This window comes from Bradyrhizobium paxllaeri, assembly GCF_001693515.2.
Classification (GTDB): Bacteria; Pseudomonadota; Alphaproteobacteria; order Rhizobiales; family Xanthobacteraceae; genus Bradyrhizobium; species Bradyrhizobium paxllaeri.
In genome coordinates this window covers 3,160,003-3,181,309 of sequence record NZ_CP042968.1, presented here as the reverse complement: position 1 = coordinate 3,181,309, position 21,307 = coordinate 3,160,003, and the positions used below count along the sequence as shown (strand labels likewise).

The window sequence follows — 21,307 nt, the reverse complement described above, 5'->3', positions numbered from 1 at the left end:
CCCAGGCTTGTTGCTTGTTTTGTTCGGATGCCCAGCCCTAAAGATCTTCGTCCGAAAGTTCTGCGATCTTCGTCAAATGTCGCAGCAAGCCTCGTTTCAAAGGCTTGTTGCCATGGATCGGAATTGAGAGCCGCACCACGCTCCCGTCCTTGCCATAGATGTGATGACTGCCGCTGATGCGAAGCAGAACCCAACCGTGCCGCTCAACAATGCGAGCGAAGTCGCGGCCGGTTAGCGATTTCATGCAGGCAATTCCAGCATCCGTTCCGTACCGCCCGGCTCGGGTGGAGCGACTTCGATGGAAAGGCAGCCTTCGATCGCCTCATGAAGATTCTGCATGAGCTCTTCCATGCTATCGCCCTGCGTGGCACAGCCGGGAATAGCGGGGACCTCGGCCCAAAAGCCTCCCTCTTCGGCTTCATGTACGACAATCTTGATTTTCATCATCGATCTCCCGCTATCGATCTTGGCGTGGACCGACAACCAATTCAAGCCCCTCGCTTACTCCGCCGCCTGCGCGTTGATTTCGGCTGACACCTGACGGATGGCGCGGGCGAGCTGGTCGGCGGGCTGCGCGCCGGACACCGCGTATTTCTGTGCGAAGACGAAAGTGGGAACGCCGGAGATACCCTTGTCGGACGCTTCCTGCGCCTGGCCGGAGATCAGCGCGACGTCCTCGTCGGTGGCAAGGCGCTTGCGCACATCGTCCGCGTCGAGGCCGACGTCAGCCGCGGCCTGCACCAGCACGTTCACATCGGTGAGGTCGCCGCCGTCGCGAAAGTACAATTCCATCAAACGCTGCTTCATCTCGGCGGATTTGCCTTGCGCTTCCGCCCAATGGATCAGGCGGTGGCAATCGATGGTGTTGGGCTGGCGCTTCACGAGCTCAGGACGATAGGTCAGCCCCTCCTCGCCTGCGGCCGCCACGACGCGACCGGCGATACCCTTGTAGGCTTCGACCGAGCCGAATTTGGCGGTGAGATATTCGTCGCGGCTGATGCCCTCGCGCGGCACCCAGGAATTGAGGAAGAACGGTCGCCAGCGCACTTCGACCGGAACGTCCGGCACCAGCGCCAGCGCGTTCTCGATCCGGCGCTTGCCGATATAGCACCAGGGGCAGACCACGTCGGAGACGATGTCGATCTTCAGGGGTTTTAAGGTGCTCATCGGGACGTCCCTCGCAAAATGATGCCCGGAAGGTAATGAGATCGCCGAAGGAGACAAGGGTGCCGTCTGCATGTCTCGTATCACTTCACCTCCGCGGTTATTGTGGCCTGAGATCAGCCTTTCTAGAACTCCGTGCATCGATTTGGGCCGGAGCCCTGCAATGACCGCCATTTTCAGGCCGGAAGGCCCTCTGTTTCGCGCCACCGAACATGCTGGCGGACCGTGGTCGCCGGATATGCTGCAGGGCAGCGCGACCACCGCGCTGATGACCCGCGAGGTCGAGCGGCTGGCGCACGCTTCCGGCTTTGCGGTACGACGCCTTACCTTCGACCTCTGGCGGCCGGCCGGACTGCGCGCCTTCAGCCTTGCGACCGAGATGCTGCGCGACGGCCGCAAGGCCAAGACCATGCAGGTGCGCCTCCTGGACGGCGTTGTCGAGATCGGCCGCTGTACGGCGCTGCTGACGGTGCAAGGCGGTGAGTCCCCCGCCGATCCATTTTCGAAGGATGCCGGTGACGCGGCGCCGGAGACCGGAAAGCCGCCGCCGTCCTTTGCGCAGAAATGGAGCCGCTACTTTCAGAACGTCTCGGTGCGGCTGATCGAGGGCGCGCTGGAAAAGCCCGGCCCTGCTGCTGCCTGGATGCGGCTCGACGTGCCCATGGTCGAGGGCGAGACCAATACGCCGCTGTTGCAGGCAGTGCAGGCCGCGGATTTTGCCAGCGGCGTCGGCCAGATCGTCGATATGCGCGAATGGACCTTCATCAATCCCGAGATCAGCCTGTACTTCTTCCGCCCGCCGGAGGGCGAATGGATTTTGATCCGTTCGCGCACCCGCGCTGGTGCTCATGGCGCGGGGCTGACCATGGCGACACTGAGCGATCGCAAGGGCCCATTTGCGGAGGTGTTGCAGGCCATGACCTTCGAGCGGCGCGCGGCGCAGGCTCAGGCGTCCTGAGCGGCCAACGCGGTGAGAACAGCCTCGGAGGCGGCGTCCGCCGGCATGAACATTTCGACACGCAACTCCTGCAGCGTGACGTCCTGCGGCGTGCCCAGCGTCAGCACCGCGCCGATCAGGCCGATGCTGACGTCGCCCTTTTTCAGGCGTACCTCGCAGAGCGGACCCGGCGCGTCGGTTTCGTTGAGCTGGGGTGCGGCAACATCAGGCAGCTTCAATAATTCGCGCCAGGTCGATTGCAGCGCCAGGTCAAGCGGCGCGGCCATCGCCTCGTGACGGGCGCGCGCCAGGAGGGCCGCTGCGACATCGGGCCAATCCACGACAAAGGGCCGCAGCTCGTCGGGCGCCAGAAACATCCGCATGTGGTTGAGTGGACGCGTCATCCGCTCCTCGCCGAGCAGCATCGTCATCAGCCGCAACGCCGCGCGATTGGCCTGCATCACGTTCCAGCGCCGGTCGGTGACGATGGCCGGAAACGGCTCATGCCGCCGCAGCAGCAGATCGATGGCGCGCTTGGCGTCCGCGACTTCGGGCGCGGCAAGATCGCGCTCACCATATTGCCGGGCAAAACCGCCGGCCTCGAGCAGCGCGTTGCGATCGCGCAGGGAGAGGCCGAGCGCGGACGCCAGTTGCAGCAGGATGTCGCGGCTGCCGGCAGCCTTGCCGGTTTCGACGTAACTCAGATGCTTGATCGAGATACCAGCCTCGAAGGCGAGATCAGCCTGGCTCATGGCGCGGCGGTTGCGCCAGCCGCGCAGGAGATCGCCGACGGCGTTGATCGGCGATGGTGCATGTTGGCGAGAGTCCATGCGGCGATTATGCGAGCGGGACGCGGCGCTGTAAACGGCGCCTACGCATCACGGCAGTTTCGCCGCCACCTGCCGCATCCGCTCGGCGGTGAGATCGTCCGCTGGGAAGAAGGTTTCCAGCGCCAGCTCCTGCAGCGTGATGTCGACGGGCGTGCCGAACACCATGGTAGTGGAGATGAAGCTCAACACCTCGTTCCCGAGCCGCAGCTTGAACGGGATAGCGACATTGTCGGCCGAGATCGGGCCGGACCGCGCCGGCATCCGGTAGGCCTTGAGCTCCTGATACAGCTTGAGCAATTCAGGATCTGCCGTCGCTTCGCACTGGCGATGCAACCGCTCCAGCAGGTGCGCGCTCCATTCGGCGAGATTGACCGTGCGCGGCGCCAGCCCCTCGGGATGGAAGGCGAGCCTCAGAATATTGAAGGGCTGCTGCCCGAGCAGATGCGGCGGGATGCCTTCGAGCAGCGGCGCCACCATGCGGTTGGCCGTCACCAGATTCCAGTGCCGGTCATAGGCCAGCGCCGGATTGGGCTCATGCGCCCTGAGCACAAGATCGATCGCCTGGCGGGCGGACTTCAGCGCGGGATCGTCCAGCGAGCGCTGCGGAAAGGCCGGCGCGAAGCCGGCCGCGACCAGAAGCACGTTGCGTTCACGCAAGGGGACCTCCAATCGTTCGGCGAGCTTCAACACCATCTCGCGCGACGGCGCGGCGCGGCCGGTCTCGACAAAACTGAGATGACGCGCGGATATCTCGGCATCGCCGGCCAGATCGAGCTGGCTCAGATGTCGGCGCTGGCGCCATTCGCGCAGGTGATCGCCGATATGGACGGGTTGGATTCGTTCGGCTCGCGCCGTGGCTGCATGTGCGTTCATGGTGGAAAACCTACCATGCGAATTTCAGCCATTCCATTACGTGTGAGGTAATGGATTTTGGCGCTTAACCGCTTGAACTCGCAGGAATTTCTTTTTCGTTCTCCCGACCGATACCAACAAAAATACCAACATCCCGAACTCAAACACCGGCAATAAATATTGACGACCGATTATTGGCGAGCTTTGCGCCAAGTTTTATCCAGTCCTGAGTTCGAAAGTGATCCAGCACGTGCGCGAGAAGTTCGTCTGCCGAGTCTGCCAAGCTATCACGGAACCCGCCGGGCCCTCGCGCCCGATTGCACGTGGACGTGCGGGGCCGAAGCTGTTCGCCCATATGAGTGCTGAGGCCGGCGTGAAGGCGGTGCTGAGCAAGTCGCTGCCGACCAGGTAAAATGCCTTGCCGAAGCGTACCCTTCGCTTCGGACTTTCCCAGACAACGATGGAATGTGGCTTCTTGCCAGAAGTTCGATCATTCCCCGCTTGGCGCGGTAGGCACGTTTCTCGCGGCGCTTCCGTACAGATCAGGAGTGGGCCCGCGCGCATGGGCTTCTGCGCTGCAGCTGTCATCTACGTGGATCGGACCGCGGCACACCAATTTCGAACACAGTTCGATCTGCACCTCTCACCGGCCGACGGAGTATGGTTTGACGGCGGCAATCTCTGGACGCTGCTGGATCTCTACAGCGACTGGACGCTGCGACACCTGTGCCTTGACGTTTTTGGCCAAGGGCGGGAAGCAATATGCTCCTGTCGGCGCGGATGCTCTGATACAAGTCTACTACGCTGGATCGAGTGCAATAACGATGAGCTGTGCGGTCGCGGCTCGGAAACTCGGAAGACGCGGACTGTTGCAAGTCGTCGGACTTGCAATGGGATTTCAGGAAACTCCCGCCGATCTCCTGGACCAGGTGCCAGGCGATTTTTCGAATCGCAAGCCGCCTCTCTCCATCGTGGAGTTCGTCGAAGGCCGCGAATAAGGGGCGTCCATCTTCAGATCACGCATCCCTAAGTCCCGCCTGGCAACGCGACACCGTGGAAACCCAGACCTATGGCCGTTCGGAACACCTGTCTGGTGTTAGGAGCGCGGAATGCGGGACACGCATAGGATTCGTCCTGAGCAGGAGTCATGTGGATGCTGATATTTAAGCGGCTGGCCGCCCGGGGATCCGAACGCTGCAGGGCTGGGCGAACTCGGTGCTGCAAGAAGCCGGCGCAATCCGCGGCAGCGGCGCACGAACGGGAGGGCAAAAAATCGACTCCCGCTCAACGGCTTGGACAGTTCTTTCACGGATGACTAAGAAAAGTGCGAACCTGATTGGATTTGTCGAGGGTGTCGCTAGGATACCAGAAGCGCCTTGAAGTGGACCTGCTAAAGCATCCCGTCGTTCTGCGGGCTGGTCCGACGGCGGTTTGGCGCTTTGTTCAGTAGGCCGGCAAGCCGCAGACCTTCCAGGATGCCTTCCAGCCGCTGCACACGGATCATCGAAGCAACCATTGAAACGGCGTCCTGCTGTTGGATCGTGAAGTGCACATCCGGAAATTGCTCAGACATCGCCTCCAAGAATGTCTGCGGGTTGGTAACGTGATCTCGGACCGCATGCGCGGCTTCCTCCGCGAGGTAGGTCGCAAAATCGCCGTCGACGAACCCGACGAAATTGAAGTCATAGCGGGTACGGTCCTTGACCGACTGCCGGATCAGCTCGCTTTGGTGTTTTGCCTCAACGAACAGCATAAAGACCGCATCAGGCAGGTTGTCGCGCGGCACGTTCTTCAAATCAGCGATTCGGGCGTAGATGTGCTTCCCTGCCCCCTCGTTCCGCTCGAATCGGACTTGAACCTCCTGTGTCTCGTGCTTCCGCAGCATCCTCTTCTTTCCGAACATCGCACATCCTCCTAAACAAGGCCGCGAAGCGCCTCCAAAAGCGAAGGTGCTTTCGTTTCGGTGAACGCCTCTCGAGCGAGCATCGCCTCACTCTGCTGGCCATGGGGCGCATGACGGATCTCTCCCTAGGCTCTCTTTGGGACGAATCACCACTCAATGACTCTGCGTGATTCTTGAGGAGAATGGAGGTCACTGACCACAACGAGAGTTTTCTTTCGAGAGGTCATATCGACAAGATGCATCTTGATGTGAGCCCGCGCAGCGCTCGCGATAAATCCCGATCAGGGCAACCTACTTATAATACGCTCGCATCCACGCATACCAATGTGTAATCGAGCTAGCCCCGGGGATGATTGGCACAAAGCGCGGGCGCAATCATTATGGCCTTATATTGGCCAGACAATTCGAGGGGCTATGTACAGTCAAGTTTACTCCCTCTTTGGGGAAGAGCAGGAACGCACAGCTGAAGGTTGTGCACCTGCGCTATATTCCAGTTTGGTCGATGACCTGGGTCAGTTGAATTTCGCAGACGCGGATGACCGTCGAGCATTCCCTCCGACCTTACATAGCATATTAGCAAGGCATGGACTGTTCGGGCTCACTACACCAGCAGAGCACGGCGGATTAGCTCTTCCGTTGCAAAAGGCCATCGACCTCATCTCCGCCACTGCATCCTTCGATGTCTCGGCTGCCTCTACCCTCGTCATCCATAACTTCCTCGCCTTGCCCTGCATCGAAGCGGCACCGCACATCCCTGAACAAAGGCATGTCATGTGGGGTGCAACACGCGGCGACCTTTGCGCTTTCGCTTTGACGGAGCCGGGAGCTGGCTCTGCTCCGCGGCATATAAAGGCTTCGGCTTTCATGCACGAAGATAGAGTTCGCATCTCCGGCCGCAAAATTTGGATCGGCCTCGCTGACTGGGCTCGTTGGATCATTTGCTTTGCGCGAGCAACTGGTCCCGATGCGAAGGGTCGGTTCGTTGGTGTACTAGTTGATAGGCAGGCTCCGGGCCTAAAGGTCACGCACGAGCATCGCACACTCGGTCTACGTGGCATTATTCAAAATACTCTAGAGTTCCAGGATGTCGAGGTGCCGAGTGCCTACTTGCTCTCTCGCGATCAAGACGGCTGGGGAGCAGCAGCATCTAGTATGAATCGCGGGCGTATCGGTGTGGCTGCTATGGGTCTTGGAGCCCTTGAGCGCGCTATCCAGGTCGCAGCCTCGTATGCAAGCCATCGTCGACTAGGTAAGCTACGCATGATTGAGAACAGCTATATCGAGCAGTTATTTGAGCGGATGGTACTCCGGCGGGAAGTAGTGAAGGCAATGCTGGGCGCATCCTGCCGGCTTGTCTCAGCGCAGGGCGCGCCCAACGTCCACCTTGCGTCGGCAACAAAGGTTTTGTCGTCAGAGTGGTGCGGCCTCGTTGCTGATCAATGCGTCCAACTGTTAGGTGGCCGTGGTTACGATGAGAGAACGCCTGTAGCTAAAATCTATCGAGACGCTCGCATCCTTCGCATCTTCGAAGGTCCGACTGAGACGCTCCTATCGCATCTCGGCCGCTGCCTTCTCTCTAGAGCCACACGTGACGAAATAGCCAATCTTTTTCTGTCTCTTGGTGCGGCGCCAATCCATGCTGCTGCAATTGAGGAACTCTCTGGGCTCAATCAGACAGACGGTACCGTGCTAATCCATGCAGGTTGGCTCACCACACTAGGACTGGCACAAGCTGTCATGTCTGCTGGTTGCTTCTCCGCCTCAGATTGTGCCGCAGCCGCGGCTGACCTAGTCAGTTCCGAATTAGCAACTCTCCGTACTCGCGCGCCGGCAAGGCTATCTTTTGACCGCCGCATCCGCGCTGGTCGGACTCTGAATACCTTCCTTCAAGACGCAGCTTCTTCCATCCGCTCACCTATCCTCACAGACGATTACCTCAAATTGGTTCAGTATGTCTGACATCCTAAACGTTCTTATGTATGGGAGGGATGATAAGGGTGGGCAAGTGTAGCTTAAGCCTTGAAGCAGCGTAGGAATTGGTTGCCGATCCTGCTCCCCGTTCTAGGCCGCCACACCCGCCATGCCGGACTGTACAACCGCGACATTCCTGTTTCCAGCTGTTGGCCGCAAGAAGATCACCGCCGCTTTCGACCCGGGCGCTTGTCGTCCGACTGCGGCATCATGCTCCTCGCCCAAGCTGAGCGCCGCGATTGGCATGCCGAGCGCCTGGCGCGCTTCATTCCGGACCAGCGCGATGCGACCCGCGTCAAGCATGCCGTCGCCATGATCCGCGCCCGAACGGCATGGCGCCGCCGTCGGCGCAGCACGTCGATGCTGCGACCCGATTTGTTCACACTGGCGATCGGCTATTCGGTTCAATCCCGGCGAGACTCCCATCTCACCCCGTTGATTGACGTTCAAATGATGCGTGGCAGCGACGCCAGCCGGGTGAGTCAGGAGGCGATCATTGCCGGCGCATCAAAATATTCCGTCAGCCATTTTATTGACTGCGCGCCGATTGCTCGTAGGATGTGCATCGCTGATTGCCTCACGCAACGCGGTTATGGGTAATTGAAAGCTACCTTGCAGCAGGAGCAATTGTTGGTCATGACACGCCCGCCGTCCGTCTAGGCTCGCACAGCAGGGAATGGCGGTCGAAAGGCGACAGCGGACCGCTCTTGTCCTTCATGACCTGACTGAAGGCGATGCGGTACGTCGTAGCGGCCCCTGGCCATGCCCCCCCAGATTGCTCGGGCCAGTCCGATAGCTAGTAATGCGATGACCAACGCGATTGAATTTGCCGAGGTTTGTTGGTGTCGATGTGGATCAATTCGCCGGATGTTACCGCTCGCAGCGACGGCTCGGTTCGGCCGGATCCAGAGCGGCGAGCCTGTTCTAGTAAAACCGGTGAGGATGCGGCTAACGGTTGCCGCTGACACTCCGACACCGGCAGCGATCTGCTTGCCGGTGTGAGCTGCCGGCCTAACGCCTCGACTCCGGCGCACGTCAGGCGGAGTTTGGCTTGGCAATTGAACGGGCTTGAGGAGCGATCGCGCGATACATGCACTATTGCGGAACCCTACGATCCATTTGGCGACCGCCTTCGCTGTAGTAATCGAACTGCGGCCGCCTCCTTCGTCAGGCCACCTTGACCTCTCGACCTTTCCGCGCCTGTCGGCGTGATGATGCACAGCAGAGGCCACAAGAGAGCGGCATGTCAACTTGTCCATGCGCAGGCAGCGACATCGTTGCCTCAGAGGCCGATCGAATTCACCCCGATCGTTCGTAGACCGATAGTTAGCAGGTAGGTCTTATTCAGCACGGGCGGCGTGGTGCCGGCGGAGTAGCTATAGGAAATTACATAGTTGGCCGCCAGCACGAAGCAATCGTCCACATAACCGGCGCCGACCATATATTGGTTGATCTTGTTGGCCTCGAGATCCCAGCGCGCGGAACCCGTAATCAACCAGTTGGACGCGACCTTCAGCGAGCCGGTGGTCAAGATGCCCTCGCGCCGTGTCAGATAGCCGAGCTTGGGCTGCGGGGCATTGTTGCCGTAGATCATGCTGATCGACCAGCGATCGAAATTGGCGCGCCCTTCAGCCTCGAAGCGCTGGACGTTCCAGGTCTGCTCGTCCATCCGGCTGCGGACGCTAAACATATAGGTCCGGTTCGGGGAGTAGCTGCCGCTCGCGACATAGTCGGAGCGCGGCTTGTCGAGGCCGGAATCGAGACCGGTATTGATGGAATCCTGGACCGCGAAGGAGTTCATGCCGAGCAGCTGGTAGGATTGGCCAAATAGCACATTGACGCTGCCGCCGTGATCGAACTGCGTGGTCGCCTGCACGCCGACATTGGCGCGGCCGCCGCCCTCGACGCGGTCGTGGCCGGAAAACTTGTCGACGCTGAACAGATTCGAGGTGTCGAAAACAAAACTCTGCGCGTCTTCGTTAGGCTGCCAGTCGGCGAAAGTCTCGTTCGGACGAATGATAACCTGCGCAATCGGCTCAACGGTGGTCGTGCCCCATGGCTGAACGTTGATGAAGGGGTAGCGATATTCGAGGCCAACCGCCGGCATCAGCCGGACCGCCTGGGTGTCGCCGACGGGGAGGAAGTTCGAAACGCCGGGCTGGTTCGAGATCGAGGCGCTGACGGCGTTGGCGCGCATGATCGCAAACGGCGTCCAGATCTGGCCGATGGGATCGGTGTACGAGCGGCGCCACTGCGCTTCAGCCGTCAACCGCGTATACGTGCCGGGCATACCGCGCAGCAGGCACTGCGAGGGGATCCGGGCCAGCGGGTCGGCCGACGCGTTCAGGCACAGGCCGTTGGTGTTGGCCAACGTCGTGATCGGGTCGAAGGCCGCGGTCGTGCGCGACAGGCTGGTGAAGTTCGTCTTGTAGCTGACCTCACCGCCGAGGATCGGGTGGTTGATAACGTTGGAATAGTCGATCACCGGATGGATCACCGGCACCTTGTCCTGGCTGCCGGAGTAGGAGAGGTAATAGATCGTGCGCGCATCGAAGAAGCTGCGATTGCCGACGCCGGTCAGATAGAGCTGCGAGATCGCTTCCGTCGGCAGGCTCAGGAACGAGCCCAGCGGATCCTTGTACTGGGCGAGCCGGTAGTCCGAGAAGAAGTAGTAGTCGGACAGCAGGACGCCGTCCCAACCCCAGACCCATTTGTCGTTGAGCGCGAACTGGCCCTTGGTGTCGATGCCACCGCGGAACTGGCGGTCGCCGGGCTGGCCGGTGAACGCACTCTGGTCGAGCTGGTCGATGCCGTAGGCGCGGATCTGATACGAGCCGTTGATCAGGCGCTGGCGGAATTCGCCCTGGAACAGCACGCCTTGCCGCGTCGTGAAGCGCGGGTTGAAGGTCGCGTCATAGTCCGGCGCGATCGCCCAGTAGAACGGGGTTTCGACCGCGTAGCCATAGGTCGAGTTGTTGCTGTAGGCGGGCATCAGGAAGCCCGTCTTGCGCTTCTCCGTCGGATCGGGCGTCGAGAAATACGGCAGATACGCCATCGGCACGCCGAAGAACTCGAGCTGCGCGTTTTCGAAGTACAGCATCTTGTCGGTCTGGTCGTGGATGATACGCGCACCCTTGACCTGCCACAGCGGCGGCTTCTTCGGATTGTCCTTGCACGGCGCGCAGGCGGTATAGACGCCGTTTTCCAACACGGTGTAATTGCCGGCGGAGCGGTCGGCGCGCGTCGCCGCCATCCGCGTCGCGTCTGCGGTATCGACGCGCAGCGAATCGACGAACCCGTCACGGTAGTCGTCGCTCAGGTCCATGATGTTGGCGTAGGTGACTTTGCCTTCCGCGTCCGTCAGGCGGATGTTGCCTTCCGCATGCAGCCGCTTGGTCTTCTGGTCGTAGATGACCTTGTCGGCCTCCACGCTGGTGCCGTTGTAGAACATCTGCACGTTGCCGACCGCCGACACGCGCTGATTGTTGTAGTCGTAGTCCACCTCGACCGCTTGCACGAGCATCTGGTTGTGGTTAGCCACTTTCGGCCGCGTAGGTCGCGGTTGGCGCGGATTGTGGGTGAAGCTTTGCGCCGATACCTTCGCCGAGCCGATCAAGTCGCACGCAGGCGCGATAACAACGGCGATAGCAAGCAATATGCCGCGGCGACGAGCGATCACAGTCAATACCCCTCCCACGGAGGCAACGAGGTCTACAATCTGATACCGCCGCCAACCAACGGCCACGTCACAGCAATCGGACCGAACAGCCGCGCACGAGGGCACCCGAGCCAATGAACGTCGGACCTTCTCGTGCGGATTGGTGGAGTCGATCTGTACTATGTTGTCGGATCGCGTTCATCATTGTTCACAAGGAGACAACGACCCATAATGCCACTCGTTGCGCTGATGGCCCAATTGGCGGCAACCGATCGGTCGACATTTATGCTCGGCAGTCCTCTGCCGGGATCGGCAGCCTCTTGAACGAAGGCGTCAGCTAACGAGTTCCGGAATGCGGAGATTGTTTCAGTGTCCATGGGCGAAACCGCGCACACCGCCGCTTTATTGTTTTCGTCCATATACACCTGAGGACCAAAGGCAGTGCCGCTGGCGTTTGGGGCCATGATTAGCGTGTATGTAATTGTGGTGCCCCCGACGATGTAAAAGTACGGAATTTCGCAGAAACGGGCTTGAATATCAGGCCCAAATCGGATGGCCCATCCACATGGAGCTCCGGACGACCCTGTCTGAAAGCTTGCTCAGCAAACACGGCAACTCGTTCTGCCCTGTTGTCTGCTCTCTTTCGCAAAATGTCTTGGTTAATGCAATTTGGCTGCTCTTTGCTACTCCGCGCCCCCACGCGATACTGGAGACCCGAGAGAGCCAGAAACGTCGGCGCGGCCAGCTGAGCATTGGCCATTGCATCAGCGCCGGCCCGATTAACACAGAACAGGTCCGCAACCGCGGTCAGCACAGGACCACGTTTCGACTGTTCGGCACTCAAAATGTATCACGCATAGAACTTCAAAAAAACATCGGCACGAAAGTTATGAGAAGCAGTTAACATCCCGAAGTAATCAGGTGGATCGATCGTGTCGTCCGCCGTGGCTCCAGGGATGCTGACCACTGACACAAACAAGGTCGCGAGCAACACGAATCCTGCGGGATACAGGCGCCCCAAACATTCGGCTAGTGAACTCGATCGATGTGTCACCATGGAAATGGGCTCCACCACCCAAATGGGGAGAGGGATCGCCGACTAACTGATCACGCAGCTCGCCCTACCCCAGGATCACCGCCCCCTGAAAGCGTTCGATGATGATGCCGCGAACAAAGCAAGCGGCGTGCCGCATCAAGAATTCAGGTTGCAGGTGCGTTGTAGTATGTGCGAGACGATCAACAGATCGATACTTGTCTCAAAACCGACAATGGCCCTGCCAGTGTGGCGCAGCCGAGATCGGGCTGTTGTGCCTGATCGAGTAAGTTCTGGTGACATCAAAGCGCTGCAGATGCTGCAGAGTGGGACCCACCGCAAGGCTTGCGAATCCGGTTTGATGAAACCACAATTCGGCTTGGAAGGACCCGGTCCTCACTCGACGCCGAACAGCCGGAATTGCGCCGGCGCGCCGAAAAATACCATCGTAGAGCGACTCGGAAGCCCCGCTGCGTCTCAGTTTCGTAGTCGTCGATTAAGACGAGGCGCCGCGTCGCGCGTAATGGCCATCGTCCACCAAGATGTCCCAGACAAAGCCAGAAATGCCGGCATTGAGCGTTGGCGGAGGTTAAGCGACTCACACGAAGACGCTCCGCGTCGATTTGCCAATCGAGCTGGATGATGCGTATCTTCACTTACTCCTTGTCAACATCACGTTCGGCCAAACGTTGATCGAGCTCACCAATACGTTGGCTTGAGAAGCGCGCCTCAATTGTAAGACTCGCCAACAGATACGTCGGCCGCGGGCCGACGCCAGCTCCGTCGCTACATAATTGACTCGCTGCTGCGTACTCTCCAGTTCGTGCTGGGCCACGTCGTATGGGGCACGAGCTCGATCCAGGTTACGGCCTAAGCACACAGCGCGTACTTACTCCGTTTGCGCGCTGAATTCTGCGTCCGCCTGCCGCAAGCGCGCGGTCCGCAGTGTCTTGAGTCGCCTTCGTTTCGGCAATCCGCTCGCTCCTCGATCTGCACAATTCTTCCACGCTAAAAATTAATTGATTGCGCGCCGAAGCGAACCCTCGACGCCGACAAGCCCCCGCTCGCCAGCAAATGCGATTGAGCTCGATCTGCTGACTTTCGCGATCGCGCTTGAGCTCAAGCAGGCGAGTGTCGAATCGCTCGTCTTTGATCTCAGCGACAAGTTCGACAAGTTAACACGCGCGTCGATACTCTTGAGGCAAGGGCTATTCTATCTCGATCGGAACGCGAATGATGATAGCATGACCGTCGCATCCGCCGATGTTCCAGGGAAGTGCTCGCCGACCATAAGTTACAATCCCCGGCTAATAGCCAAACCGACGACTATAGTAAAAGCGCATAGGCAGCTTCCAAGCACATCTCAAAAGGAAAGGTGACGCCACTCAATGCAGAATTCATTGAATCGGTGAATATGCAGCATAACTCCTCCTTTTGCTTAAAAGTCATATGGCTGCTTGGCGCGTTTCTCGACAAGCGTCGATGTTGCCCGGCCGCCAAATGGTGCGGGCCTGCGACCACCTGATGTAGCCATTCCATTTGAAGCTAGGATAGCGTCCTGACCATTTGCGCGCCCGATCTTGCCCTGGGCACGCTTCAACATCGCACCAACGGTTCGGCCGCGCATGCAGTACAACAAACCTCGCGCTGGGTCGCGCTTCTGGTTTCATCAATCGACCTCGGATGAATGACTCACCCTTTCTCGTCTCATCTCGGCAGCTACCTCCTAAAGCGCAACAGCCAACGCGCCCACAACTCTGCAGCACGTGATCTAGCTTGCGTCGGACCGCGCGCGCCTCGCTACCTCTCGACTGCGAATGGAGCGACGTTTATCGTTTCGATTTTTTCGCAAAGTGATGCCGGACGTCCACACGAGAACGCCCCGCTTCTTTGACCACAGGATGGTTCAGATCCCAGTGCGCCGTAGCGGTCTCGACAGCGCTTGTAGCAAGCCAAGCGCGCTCACCTGTGAGTTCGCAGCGCAGCTGCACACGGTCACCAGCCCGCACGTCTAGCCAGACCCAGCGACGCCCTTCGGCGATGACACTCATGCCCGGCTTAAGTGTCGCAAATGCATCTCGACGGAAAATTTCAATCATGGTCTGCGCCCGACGTAGAAAGACGAACCAATTCGAATGCAAGTTGATGCGCTGATCAACTACTCCATCTGAGAGGTGGCCGTCACAAACCGGAGATCCCGGTTTCGTCCTGACACACACAGAGCGCGCGATCCGGAGTCGAGCACGCTGTGAGCTCGCTGCTGTTCTCGAAAATCGACTCGGCCATCGGAGGCTTCCCAGCGTCACCACCATAACGGATGGGAACTGCAGGACTTGTCCTCTTATTTACTCGCCACTTTTGTTTTCAATGCCTTTCCTGGGCGACACGCACTATCAAAGAGAGAGAGAGAGAGAGAGAGAGAGAGCATCAAGCCCCGGCGCCGCACTACAGAACTCGTTGCCATTGGGCCAGCTCTTTGGGGATGTTCATCTCCGTTGGGTCTCCAGCGGAGGGCCAGTGGCATGTGCCGTTCGATAGTTCTTCTGCGGCCTTCGTAGCGGTAGCGTATTTCCCTAAAACCTGACCGTCAAACACGAGGGCGCATCCATCCGGGAGGAGAATAATCTCAGCCGTTCCGGCGGGCGCCTCATACCTCCACTTCATGCGTCGCTGCTCAGGCCGTAGATCTTTTCCAGGCGTTGATCGGAGGTGACCCTCTTCGCCTGACACGCTCCGCTTCCCGTGTTGGGATAGAGCAAGTGGTGAAAATCCTCATAGACATCGAGCACTTCCAGCGGCGACCAGGGCGTGCCTGACGACACATAACAAGCGCTGCCGACAGCGTTGCAACGGTGCGCCTGTGCAGTTCTGATGATGACGGGATCAGCACTAGACATTTGATATCCTCCCTGCTTTGCACCAGCTGCTCGCCCTTGGCTCGGCTTGTTTTGGAGAGCGGGGAACGCTGCAGAGAATTAAGCCCCTCTCCTTGCTTTGGTATCATGCGCCGCCAACTTCCATTCATGAAGCGCCCCTCCTTCCGTGGCAGCCAAGGTGCACCGCATGCTATCCTCGAAAACCCCGTCAGGACAGCTACCTAAATTGGTTGAACGCCAAAGGCGCGCACCCACCGTGCTCATCGTACCTCGGCCACTGGAAGTCGCGCGAGCGCGCATCGGAGTTGTCCGCAGGGTACCGCCAAGTTATATGCCGTGAAGACCCGCAAGGCACCTACTAGGCTGGTTCGCTGTGCTCCGTCGAGCAAATCGCGATGCTAACGCCCGAGTCTTCCGCTTCAGGTCGCGCGCGAATTTTACCGTTACTACTGTTGCCCAGTCGATTCCCTAAGCGAGACGCGCGGCGTGGAAAGCCTCCGCAATGCGCTGAATGAGCCGCTGTGGGACGGGACGGAATAGATGCCCATCCTGTGCCTGAGTTTCTCCATGTATGGTAACCGGGAAGTCTGCTCCAGCGCGTCCATCTCTGCGCAAACCGACTCAAGCCCCAGTGAACCTCCTCCGAATGAGTGGACACCTGTAGTAGGCTCAGAGAGCCCGGACGTGTTGAAAGTCAGAACATCCACGTCGATCGTTCACGGAGGACTCAAGCGCCAGGCCGTAAACTGGCGATATCGACTAGTTGATCGATTGGGTCGGCCAAGGAGTTCGGGCTGCGCGATTCGGTGCTGCGACACTGGGTGGATGTCCGGCAGGAGCAGGCATCGGCGGCGCGGCGCCTCACCACGCAAGCGGCGCCGATGTCGGCGGACCAGCCTTCAGAGATCGCTAAGCTACGCCAGGAGAACGAGCGGCTGCGCATGGAGCGCGACATTTTGAAAAGTCGATCGCGATCTTTGCCGGAAACCCGCTTCATTGAGGACCACCGCGACAGCTATCCGGTACGGCTGATGTGTGCCGTACTCGAGGATTCGACAGCCAGTTATTACGCCTGGCGCGAGCCTCGAGCAAACTTCCAGTGCCGTGCTGCTGGCCGAGATCCGGCAGGTCCATCGCGAGAGTTGACAGCCGTATGGCTGTCCTCGGGTCCATCCTGTCCCACGGGCGCGGGGACGCGGCGCCAGCCATGGCCGGGTCGAACGGCTGATACGAAGGAATGGCACTCGCTCGATCATGGCGCCGCCACGTCGGGTCCGCACCACGGACAATTGCCACGATCTGCCGATCGCAAACGTGATCGCGCTTGACTTCACCACTGCAGACCCGAACCGGGTCTGGCTTCCCAATATCACGTACATCCCGACGTCGGAAGGCTCTGTATCTGGCAGGCATCATGGACCTCTTCAGCCGAAAGATCGACGGTTGGGCAGTGCAAGTTCCAACTGCCAATTGATCGGGTGTTGGATGCGCGGCGCGGATAAATCACGTCTAAATGAACGCATGGATTACGCATGAGATCTGGTTTTCATTCATCCCACACAACGTCCTGAGCCAACGCCCTTACGCGGGCAATCACGCGCAGCTCTTGTCCGATCTGAAATGCCTGAAATTTGACGCCTGTTGCTGGGGAGGTTCAAATCTGAACCGGCCGCAGCGGTGACCTAGATCGGCTACCGGCAGGTAGTAGGCGCTAGCCCGGCTGATGTTCAGAGCTTCCGCTGCCGGCTGATCGGCAGCTCGTGTGCACGGTCGATCATCGTTCTGCGCTCAGCAGGCCGGCTTTGCTGAGCCTTCCTTCTAAAAAATCGTTCTCCAGTATCAGCCCGCCGATCTGGCATGCAGCGACTTCACTTCAACGACGCGTGGCCCTGCCCCATGGTCTCAACGAGGGCCGAACAATCGGCGCCGCCACCTTCGAGCTTTCCACGACGTGATCTGATTGGGGTGGACGCTCAAATGCTCCGGCAGTTGAGCTAACGTCCGATCGCCATTGGTGGCGGCAAGTGCAACCTTGACCGCCGCTGAGTGGTTCCAACGAGCTCGCCTGCTCATTCTCTCTCCTGTTTCACGACGCACACCCTGCCCGCTGTCAGGCAGAAACTCCAGCTATCGCCTCGTCCAGATTCTCGAGACTGGCTCTTTTCAAGAAATCGCGTTCGAAGTAAGGAGCCGTGGAGGCTAATCGATCTACTGTCGCAGATCCTTTCTCGCATACGAGGGACGGGGTCTCGCCTGGTTTTGTCGACAGTAACTTGCGCCATGCGCCGTTAAGCGGCGTGCCGTGTTGCGCGCGCGGACCCTCATCAGCTCACTTGCGTGGGCTCTCTCATCTGGAGAATTGCCTGAAGACAGATTGATGCATGTAGAAGGGCCGCGAATCACAGGCGCTGAGAGGCGCACGAGCCCACTCGCACCATCTTGCCGAGTTGCTCGTGTGCGAACCATCGCCTCCTCTTCACGGTATTTCCAGCGTCACGCTGTGCGCCGACAGCGTGACTAGACACATGAGTGCCGCCAATATCGCAAATGCGCTCGGCAATCCAGCGAACTTGGCGAGGAAGCCAATGCCAGCAGGTCCGAGGAGGACGCCAGCATAGCCAGCCGTGTTGATCGCTCCAATCGCAAGGCTGGCGGGCATCGCTTTCTGCGTGCCAGCCCGGCGGAACAGGACCGGCACCAGGTTCGACGCCCCGAGGCCGATGAGCAGCAAGCCCGCCATGGCGAAGGCTGCGCCCACGGCGGTCAGCAGGACCGCGAAGCCCGCTACCGCCAGTAGACTGCCAAACACCAGCGTGGCGCGGTCGCCGACGCGCGCCACGATGGCATCGCCACGGAGACGACCGACCGTCATGGCAATAGAGAACAACATGTAGCCGAGACCACCCTGCGCCTCCGGGACGAGACCTCTGCCCACGAGCAGCAAAGCACTCCAATCGAGCATCGCGCCTTCCACGAGAAAAGTGATTGCCGCAAGCATTGCGAGCAGCAGCACCGTGTTGTGTGGCATGACCAACAAGGGCACCTGCTGGGCCTGCGCGGTTCGGAGCAATCGCGGGCAGGCTAGCAGCATAGCTATCGCCATAAGGGCCGAGCAGATCAAAGTTGATGCGAAGGCGCCAGCGCCGACCGAGAGCAAAGCGGTCATCCCCCCAGAACCGGCAACGCCGCCAATGCTGAATTGTGCATGAAAGCCGGACATCAGCGGCCGCTTCGCTGCACGTTCCACTTCGACCGCATGGATATTCACGGCCAGATCGAAAGAGCCAAGCAAGGCGCCGAAGGCAAACAACGCAGCCCCAAGCGCCAGAGGTGTACCGGCAAGCGCGAGCCACGGCAGGATGAGGGCAAGGCCGAACCCGCCAATCAGGATGATCGGCCTACTGCCGTAGCGCGCGCTCAACACACCGGTCACGATCATCGCGACGACGGAGCCGACTCCGAGGCAGAGCAGCAAAAAGCCGAGGACTCCCTCATCGACCGCCATCCGGTCTTTCGCGAACGGCACCAGGGGCGCCCAGCCCGCGATGCCAAAGCCGGCGACGAAAAATGCAAGGCGCGTCGCGAGCCGGGCGGCCGGGCGATCCACCGACATCATCGGGGAAAGCCGGAGAAAGATCTGCGCGAGCGCAGCGCGTAGGTGCGTTGCACTTCACAGAAACTATAAACATCGCAACTCCTGATGGCGCGTTGACGCAAAGAGCGCGATCGGGTCGCCTTTACTGCCATTTCAAACTCTGTCTGCCGTGATCAATCTGTAATGTAGAACGCCGGGGAATTTAAGTCGACCTGCCAAAACTGAGAGGAACAATAGTTAGTGCCCATTGTCAGTCAAACGTCCACAGATTCGCGAGTACACCCAAGTACGAAGCGACTGGAGATCTCCGATTTCCAAGCGGCACCCTCTTTCGCGGCCCCAATCGATGCCAAGTCTAAGGTGCTCAGTTTTGGACGGAAAGCGCAGGGGAATGGTTGATGCAATTGGAAGGTCCTTTTTTGGGGAGATGGCGATGGGTGCAGCCAATGCGGCGGACCTTGAGGCAGGAGTAAAGCTGCGATCCGCGGTGTGGAGCTGGTCCGTCCGTTGATCTCTTCTTTACCGGAACTCGAAGGCCGGCCATAGGCGGCAGCCGTCATTCCTCGCAGCGGAGCTGCGAAGCGACTATGTTGCCGAAGCCTGCTGTGAAGCGGCGCCTCGAACCTCAACGCCCTAGCCAATGCTTTATCTGCCTTGACACTTCCGGGGTCGAAATTCCGTATCTGTCATGAAGGGTCGGCAATGCACCGGCGGCGAGAAATTCGTCCGGCAATGCAATCTGACGGAACACCGGATGAACACCGGAACGCATCAATAAGCCGGCAACGGCTTCTCCGAGGCCCCCGATCACGGTATGGTTCTCAGCAACCACGACCAGTCGCCCGGGTTTGCGGGCTTCGCGCAGAATCGTCTCGGCATCGAGCGGCTTGATGGTGGGAACGTGCAGCACCGCGGCATCCACGCGGTCACCAGCCAACTCCTTCGCGGCCTCGAGCGCGCGCATCGTCATGATGCCGGTCGAGATGATCAGGACATCCCCGCCCTCCCGGATCAGGGCCGCCTTGCCAAGCTCGAACTTGTAGCCGTACTCGTCAAGCACCACCGGCACCTGGCCGCGCAGCAGCCGCACATAGGCCGGGCCTTGATGGGAGGCGATAGCAGGCACCAGTTGCTCGATCTCATGTGCGTCGCAGGGATCGATCACGGTCATGTTCGGCATCGCGCGGAATAGCGCGAGATCCTCGGCCGCCTGGTGGCTCGGGCCATAACCGGAGGTCAGACCGGGCAGCGCGCAGACGATCTTCACGTTGCGGTCCTCCTCCGCAATCGTCTGGTGGATGAAATCGTAGGCGCGACGAGAGGCAAACACCGCATACGTCGTGGCGAAGGGGGTAAAGCCTTCGGCAGCCAGCCCCGAGGCGGCCCCGAACAGCAGCTGCTCGGCCATGCCCATCTGGTAGTACCGATCCGGGAATGCCTTGGCGAAGATGTGCAGGTCAGTGTACTTGCCGAGATCGGCGGTCATCCCAATCACGTCGGTGCGGTTTCGCGCGAGTTCGACGAGCGCGTGCCCGAAGGGCGCAGACTTCGTCCTTTGTCCTTCGGCCGCGATCGAGGCGATCATGGCCGAGGTGATCAGGCGCGGCTTGCCGGGCGGCGTTGCTGATACAGTGGTATTCATGACTGCCTCCCCGCTTCAAGCGCGCCAAGCGCGAGTTGCCATTCGTGCGGCTCGACACGAATGAAGTGGTTCTTCTCCCGCTGCTCCAGGAACGGAACGCCTTTGCCCATCAGCGTGTCGGCAACGAGGATACGGGGCCTCGCCTCGGCGTGGGACTTGGCGGCATCGAATGCCGCCACCACTGCATCGAGGTCGTTACCATCCACGCGCTGCACGAACCAACCGAATGCGTTGAGCTTGTCCACCAGCGGCTCGAACGCCATCATTTCCGTCGAAGGACCGTCGGCCTGCTGGTTGTTGACGTCGACGATGGCGATCAGGTTGTCAAGCTTGTGGTGAGCTGCGGACATGATCGCTTCCCAGACGGAGCCTTCGTCGAGCTCGCCGTCGGAGAACACCGTGTAGACCCGCGCGCTGGAGCTCTTGCGCTTCAGCCCGAGTGCCATGCCGACGGCGATGCTTATACCCAGCCCGAGCGATCCGCCCGACATCTCCATGCCGGGCGTGTAGGAGGCCATGCCGGACATCGGCAGACGGCTTTCGTCGCTGCCATAGGTATCGAGCTCTGCTTCCGGCATGACGCCGGCCTCGATCAAGGCTGCATAGAGCGCGATGGCATAGTGACCGTTCGAGAGCAGGAAGCGATCCCGTCCCTCCCAGGACGGCTCCTCCGGCCGGTAATGCATGGCGTGGAAGTAAGCGACGGCAAGCACGTCGGCGATGTCAAGCGCCTGCGCTATATAACCTTGGCCCTGGATTTCGCCCATCCTCAGCGCGTTGCGGCGGACGTTGTGGGCACGCTTCGCCAGCGTCGGCGCGTTTGCAATCGTCGGAGCCATTTCCATG

General features: G+C 59.9%; 14 protein-coding genes and 3 pseudogenes. 3 read left to right on the top strand and 14 right to left on the bottom strand.

The annotated features are described in order from the left end of the window. Positions 1-37 precede the first annotated feature (37 nt). Genes LMTR21_RS15000 through LMTR21_RS14990 form a run of 3 tightly spaced genes read right to left on the bottom strand, consistent with a single transcriptional unit; the run spans position 38 to position 1,167 of the window. Complete coding sequence (locus tag LMTR21_RS15000) at positions 38-244, bottom strand: type II toxin-antitoxin system HicA family toxin (protein WP_065750247.1); 207 nt, start codon at positions 242-244, stop codon at positions 38-40. Next, a complete protein-coding gene (locus LMTR21_RS14995) occupies positions 241-444 on the bottom strand; it encodes a type II toxin-antitoxin system HicB family antitoxin (protein WP_065750393.1) in 204 nt (67 codons plus the stop codon). The genes LMTR21_RS15000 and LMTR21_RS14995 overlap by 4 nt, the downstream gene beginning before the upstream one ends. A gap of 57 nt (positions 445-501) precedes the next feature. Then, on the bottom strand, positions 502-1,167 hold the full coding sequence (locus LMTR21_RS14990) for a DsbA family oxidoreductase (protein WP_065750246.1): 666 nt from the start codon (positions 1,165-1,167) through the stop codon (positions 502-504). A gap of 160 nt (positions 1,168-1,327) precedes the next feature. On the opposite strand from LMTR21_RS14990, the gene LMTR21_RS14985 reads away from it, so the two are divergent. After that, positions 1,328-2,122, top strand: a complete 795-nt coding sequence (locus LMTR21_RS14985; protein WP_065750245.1) for a thioesterase family protein — start codon at positions 1,328-1,330, stop codon at positions 2,120-2,122. On the opposite strand, the gene LMTR21_RS14980 is transcribed toward LMTR21_RS14985, so the two are convergent. From LMTR21_RS14980 to LMTR21_RS14970, 3 genes are all read right to left on the bottom strand, one after another. Next, a complete protein-coding gene (locus tag LMTR21_RS14980) occupies positions 2,110-2,931 on the bottom strand; it encodes a helix-turn-helix domain-containing protein (RefSeq protein ID WP_065750244.1) in 822 nt (273 codons plus the stop codon). The two genes, LMTR21_RS14985 and LMTR21_RS14980, sit on opposite strands and share 13 nt — an antisense overlap. Positions 2,932-2,979: 48 nt before the next feature. After that, positions 2,980-3,804, bottom strand: a complete 825-nt coding sequence (locus tag LMTR21_RS14975; RefSeq protein ID WP_065750243.1) for a helix-turn-helix domain-containing protein — start codon at positions 3,802-3,804, stop codon at positions 2,980-2,982. Positions 3,805-5,173: 1,369 nt separating this feature from the next. Beyond that, a complete protein-coding gene (locus LMTR21_RS14970; RefSeq protein WP_065750242.1) occupies positions 5,174-5,686 on the bottom strand; it encodes a hypothetical protein in 513 nt (170 codons plus the stop codon). Between the two features lie 324 nt (positions 5,687-6,010). Here LMTR21_RS14970 and LMTR21_RS14965 point away from each other — a divergent pair, with 324 nt between their 5' ends. Both LMTR21_RS14965 and LMTR21_RS40850 read left to right on the top strand, forming a co-directional pair. After that, the gene (locus LMTR21_RS14965) at positions 6,011-7,645 is read left to right on the top strand and encodes an acyl-CoA dehydrogenase family protein (protein WP_084030360.1); all 1,635 of its coding nucleotides are present in this window, start codon (positions 6,011-6,013) and stop codon (positions 7,643-7,645) included. A gap of 121 nt (positions 7,646-7,766) precedes the next feature. Next, a pseudogene (locus LMTR21_RS40850) lies at positions 7,767-7,984 on the top strand (transposase); the annotation flags it as partial. 955 nt (positions 7,985-8,939) lie between these two features. Here the strand turns inward: LMTR21_RS40850 and LMTR21_RS14960 are convergent. The 8 genes and pseudogenes from LMTR21_RS14960 to LMTR21_RS14935 all read right to left on the bottom strand — a co-directional run bounded on the left by LMTR21_RS14960 (position 8,940) and on the right by LMTR21_RS14935 (position 21,306). Next, entirely contained in the window at positions 8,940-11,312 is a 2,373-nt protein-coding gene (locus LMTR21_RS14960; RefSeq protein ID WP_246175704.1) for an LPS-assembly protein LptD, read from the bottom strand. Between the two features lie 2,865 nt (positions 11,313-14,177). Further along, the gene (locus tag LMTR21_RS14955) at positions 14,178-14,447 is read right to left on the bottom strand and encodes a hypothetical protein (RefSeq protein WP_141688043.1); all 270 of its coding nucleotides are present in this window, start codon (positions 14,445-14,447) and stop codon (positions 14,178-14,180) included. A 561-nt stretch (positions 14,448-15,008) separates the two neighbouring features. Beyond that, on the bottom strand, positions 15,009-15,245 hold the full coding sequence (locus LMTR21_RS14950; RefSeq protein WP_141688042.1) for a hypothetical protein: 237 nt from the start codon (positions 15,243-15,245) through the stop codon (positions 15,009-15,011). A gap of 1,674 nt (positions 15,246-16,919) precedes the next feature. Further along, positions 16,920-17,102, bottom strand: a pseudogene (locus LMTR21_RS41815) (IS3 family transposase); the annotation flags it as partial. A 62-nt stretch (positions 17,103-17,164) separates the two neighbouring features. After that, a pseudogene (locus LMTR21_RS41810) lies at positions 17,165-17,297 on the bottom strand (transposase); the annotation flags it as partial. Positions 17,298-17,700: 403 nt separating this feature from the next. Further along, positions 17,701-18,840, bottom strand: a complete 1,140-nt coding sequence (locus LMTR21_RS14945; protein WP_141688041.1) for an MFS transporter — start codon at positions 18,838-18,840, stop codon at positions 17,701-17,703. Between the two features lie 604 nt (positions 18,841-19,444). After that, on the bottom strand, positions 19,445-20,461 hold the full coding sequence (locus LMTR21_RS14940; protein ID WP_065750236.1) for a transketolase family protein: 1,017 nt from the start codon (positions 20,459-20,461) through the stop codon (positions 19,445-19,447). Next, the gene (locus tag LMTR21_RS14935; RefSeq protein ID WP_065750235.1) at positions 20,458-21,306 is read right to left on the bottom strand and encodes a transketolase; all 849 of its coding nucleotides are present in this window, start codon (positions 21,304-21,306) and stop codon (positions 20,458-20,460) included. Before LMTR21_RS14935 ends, LMTR21_RS14940 begins: the two co-directional genes overlap by 4 nt. Position 21,307 lies beyond the last annotated feature (1 nt).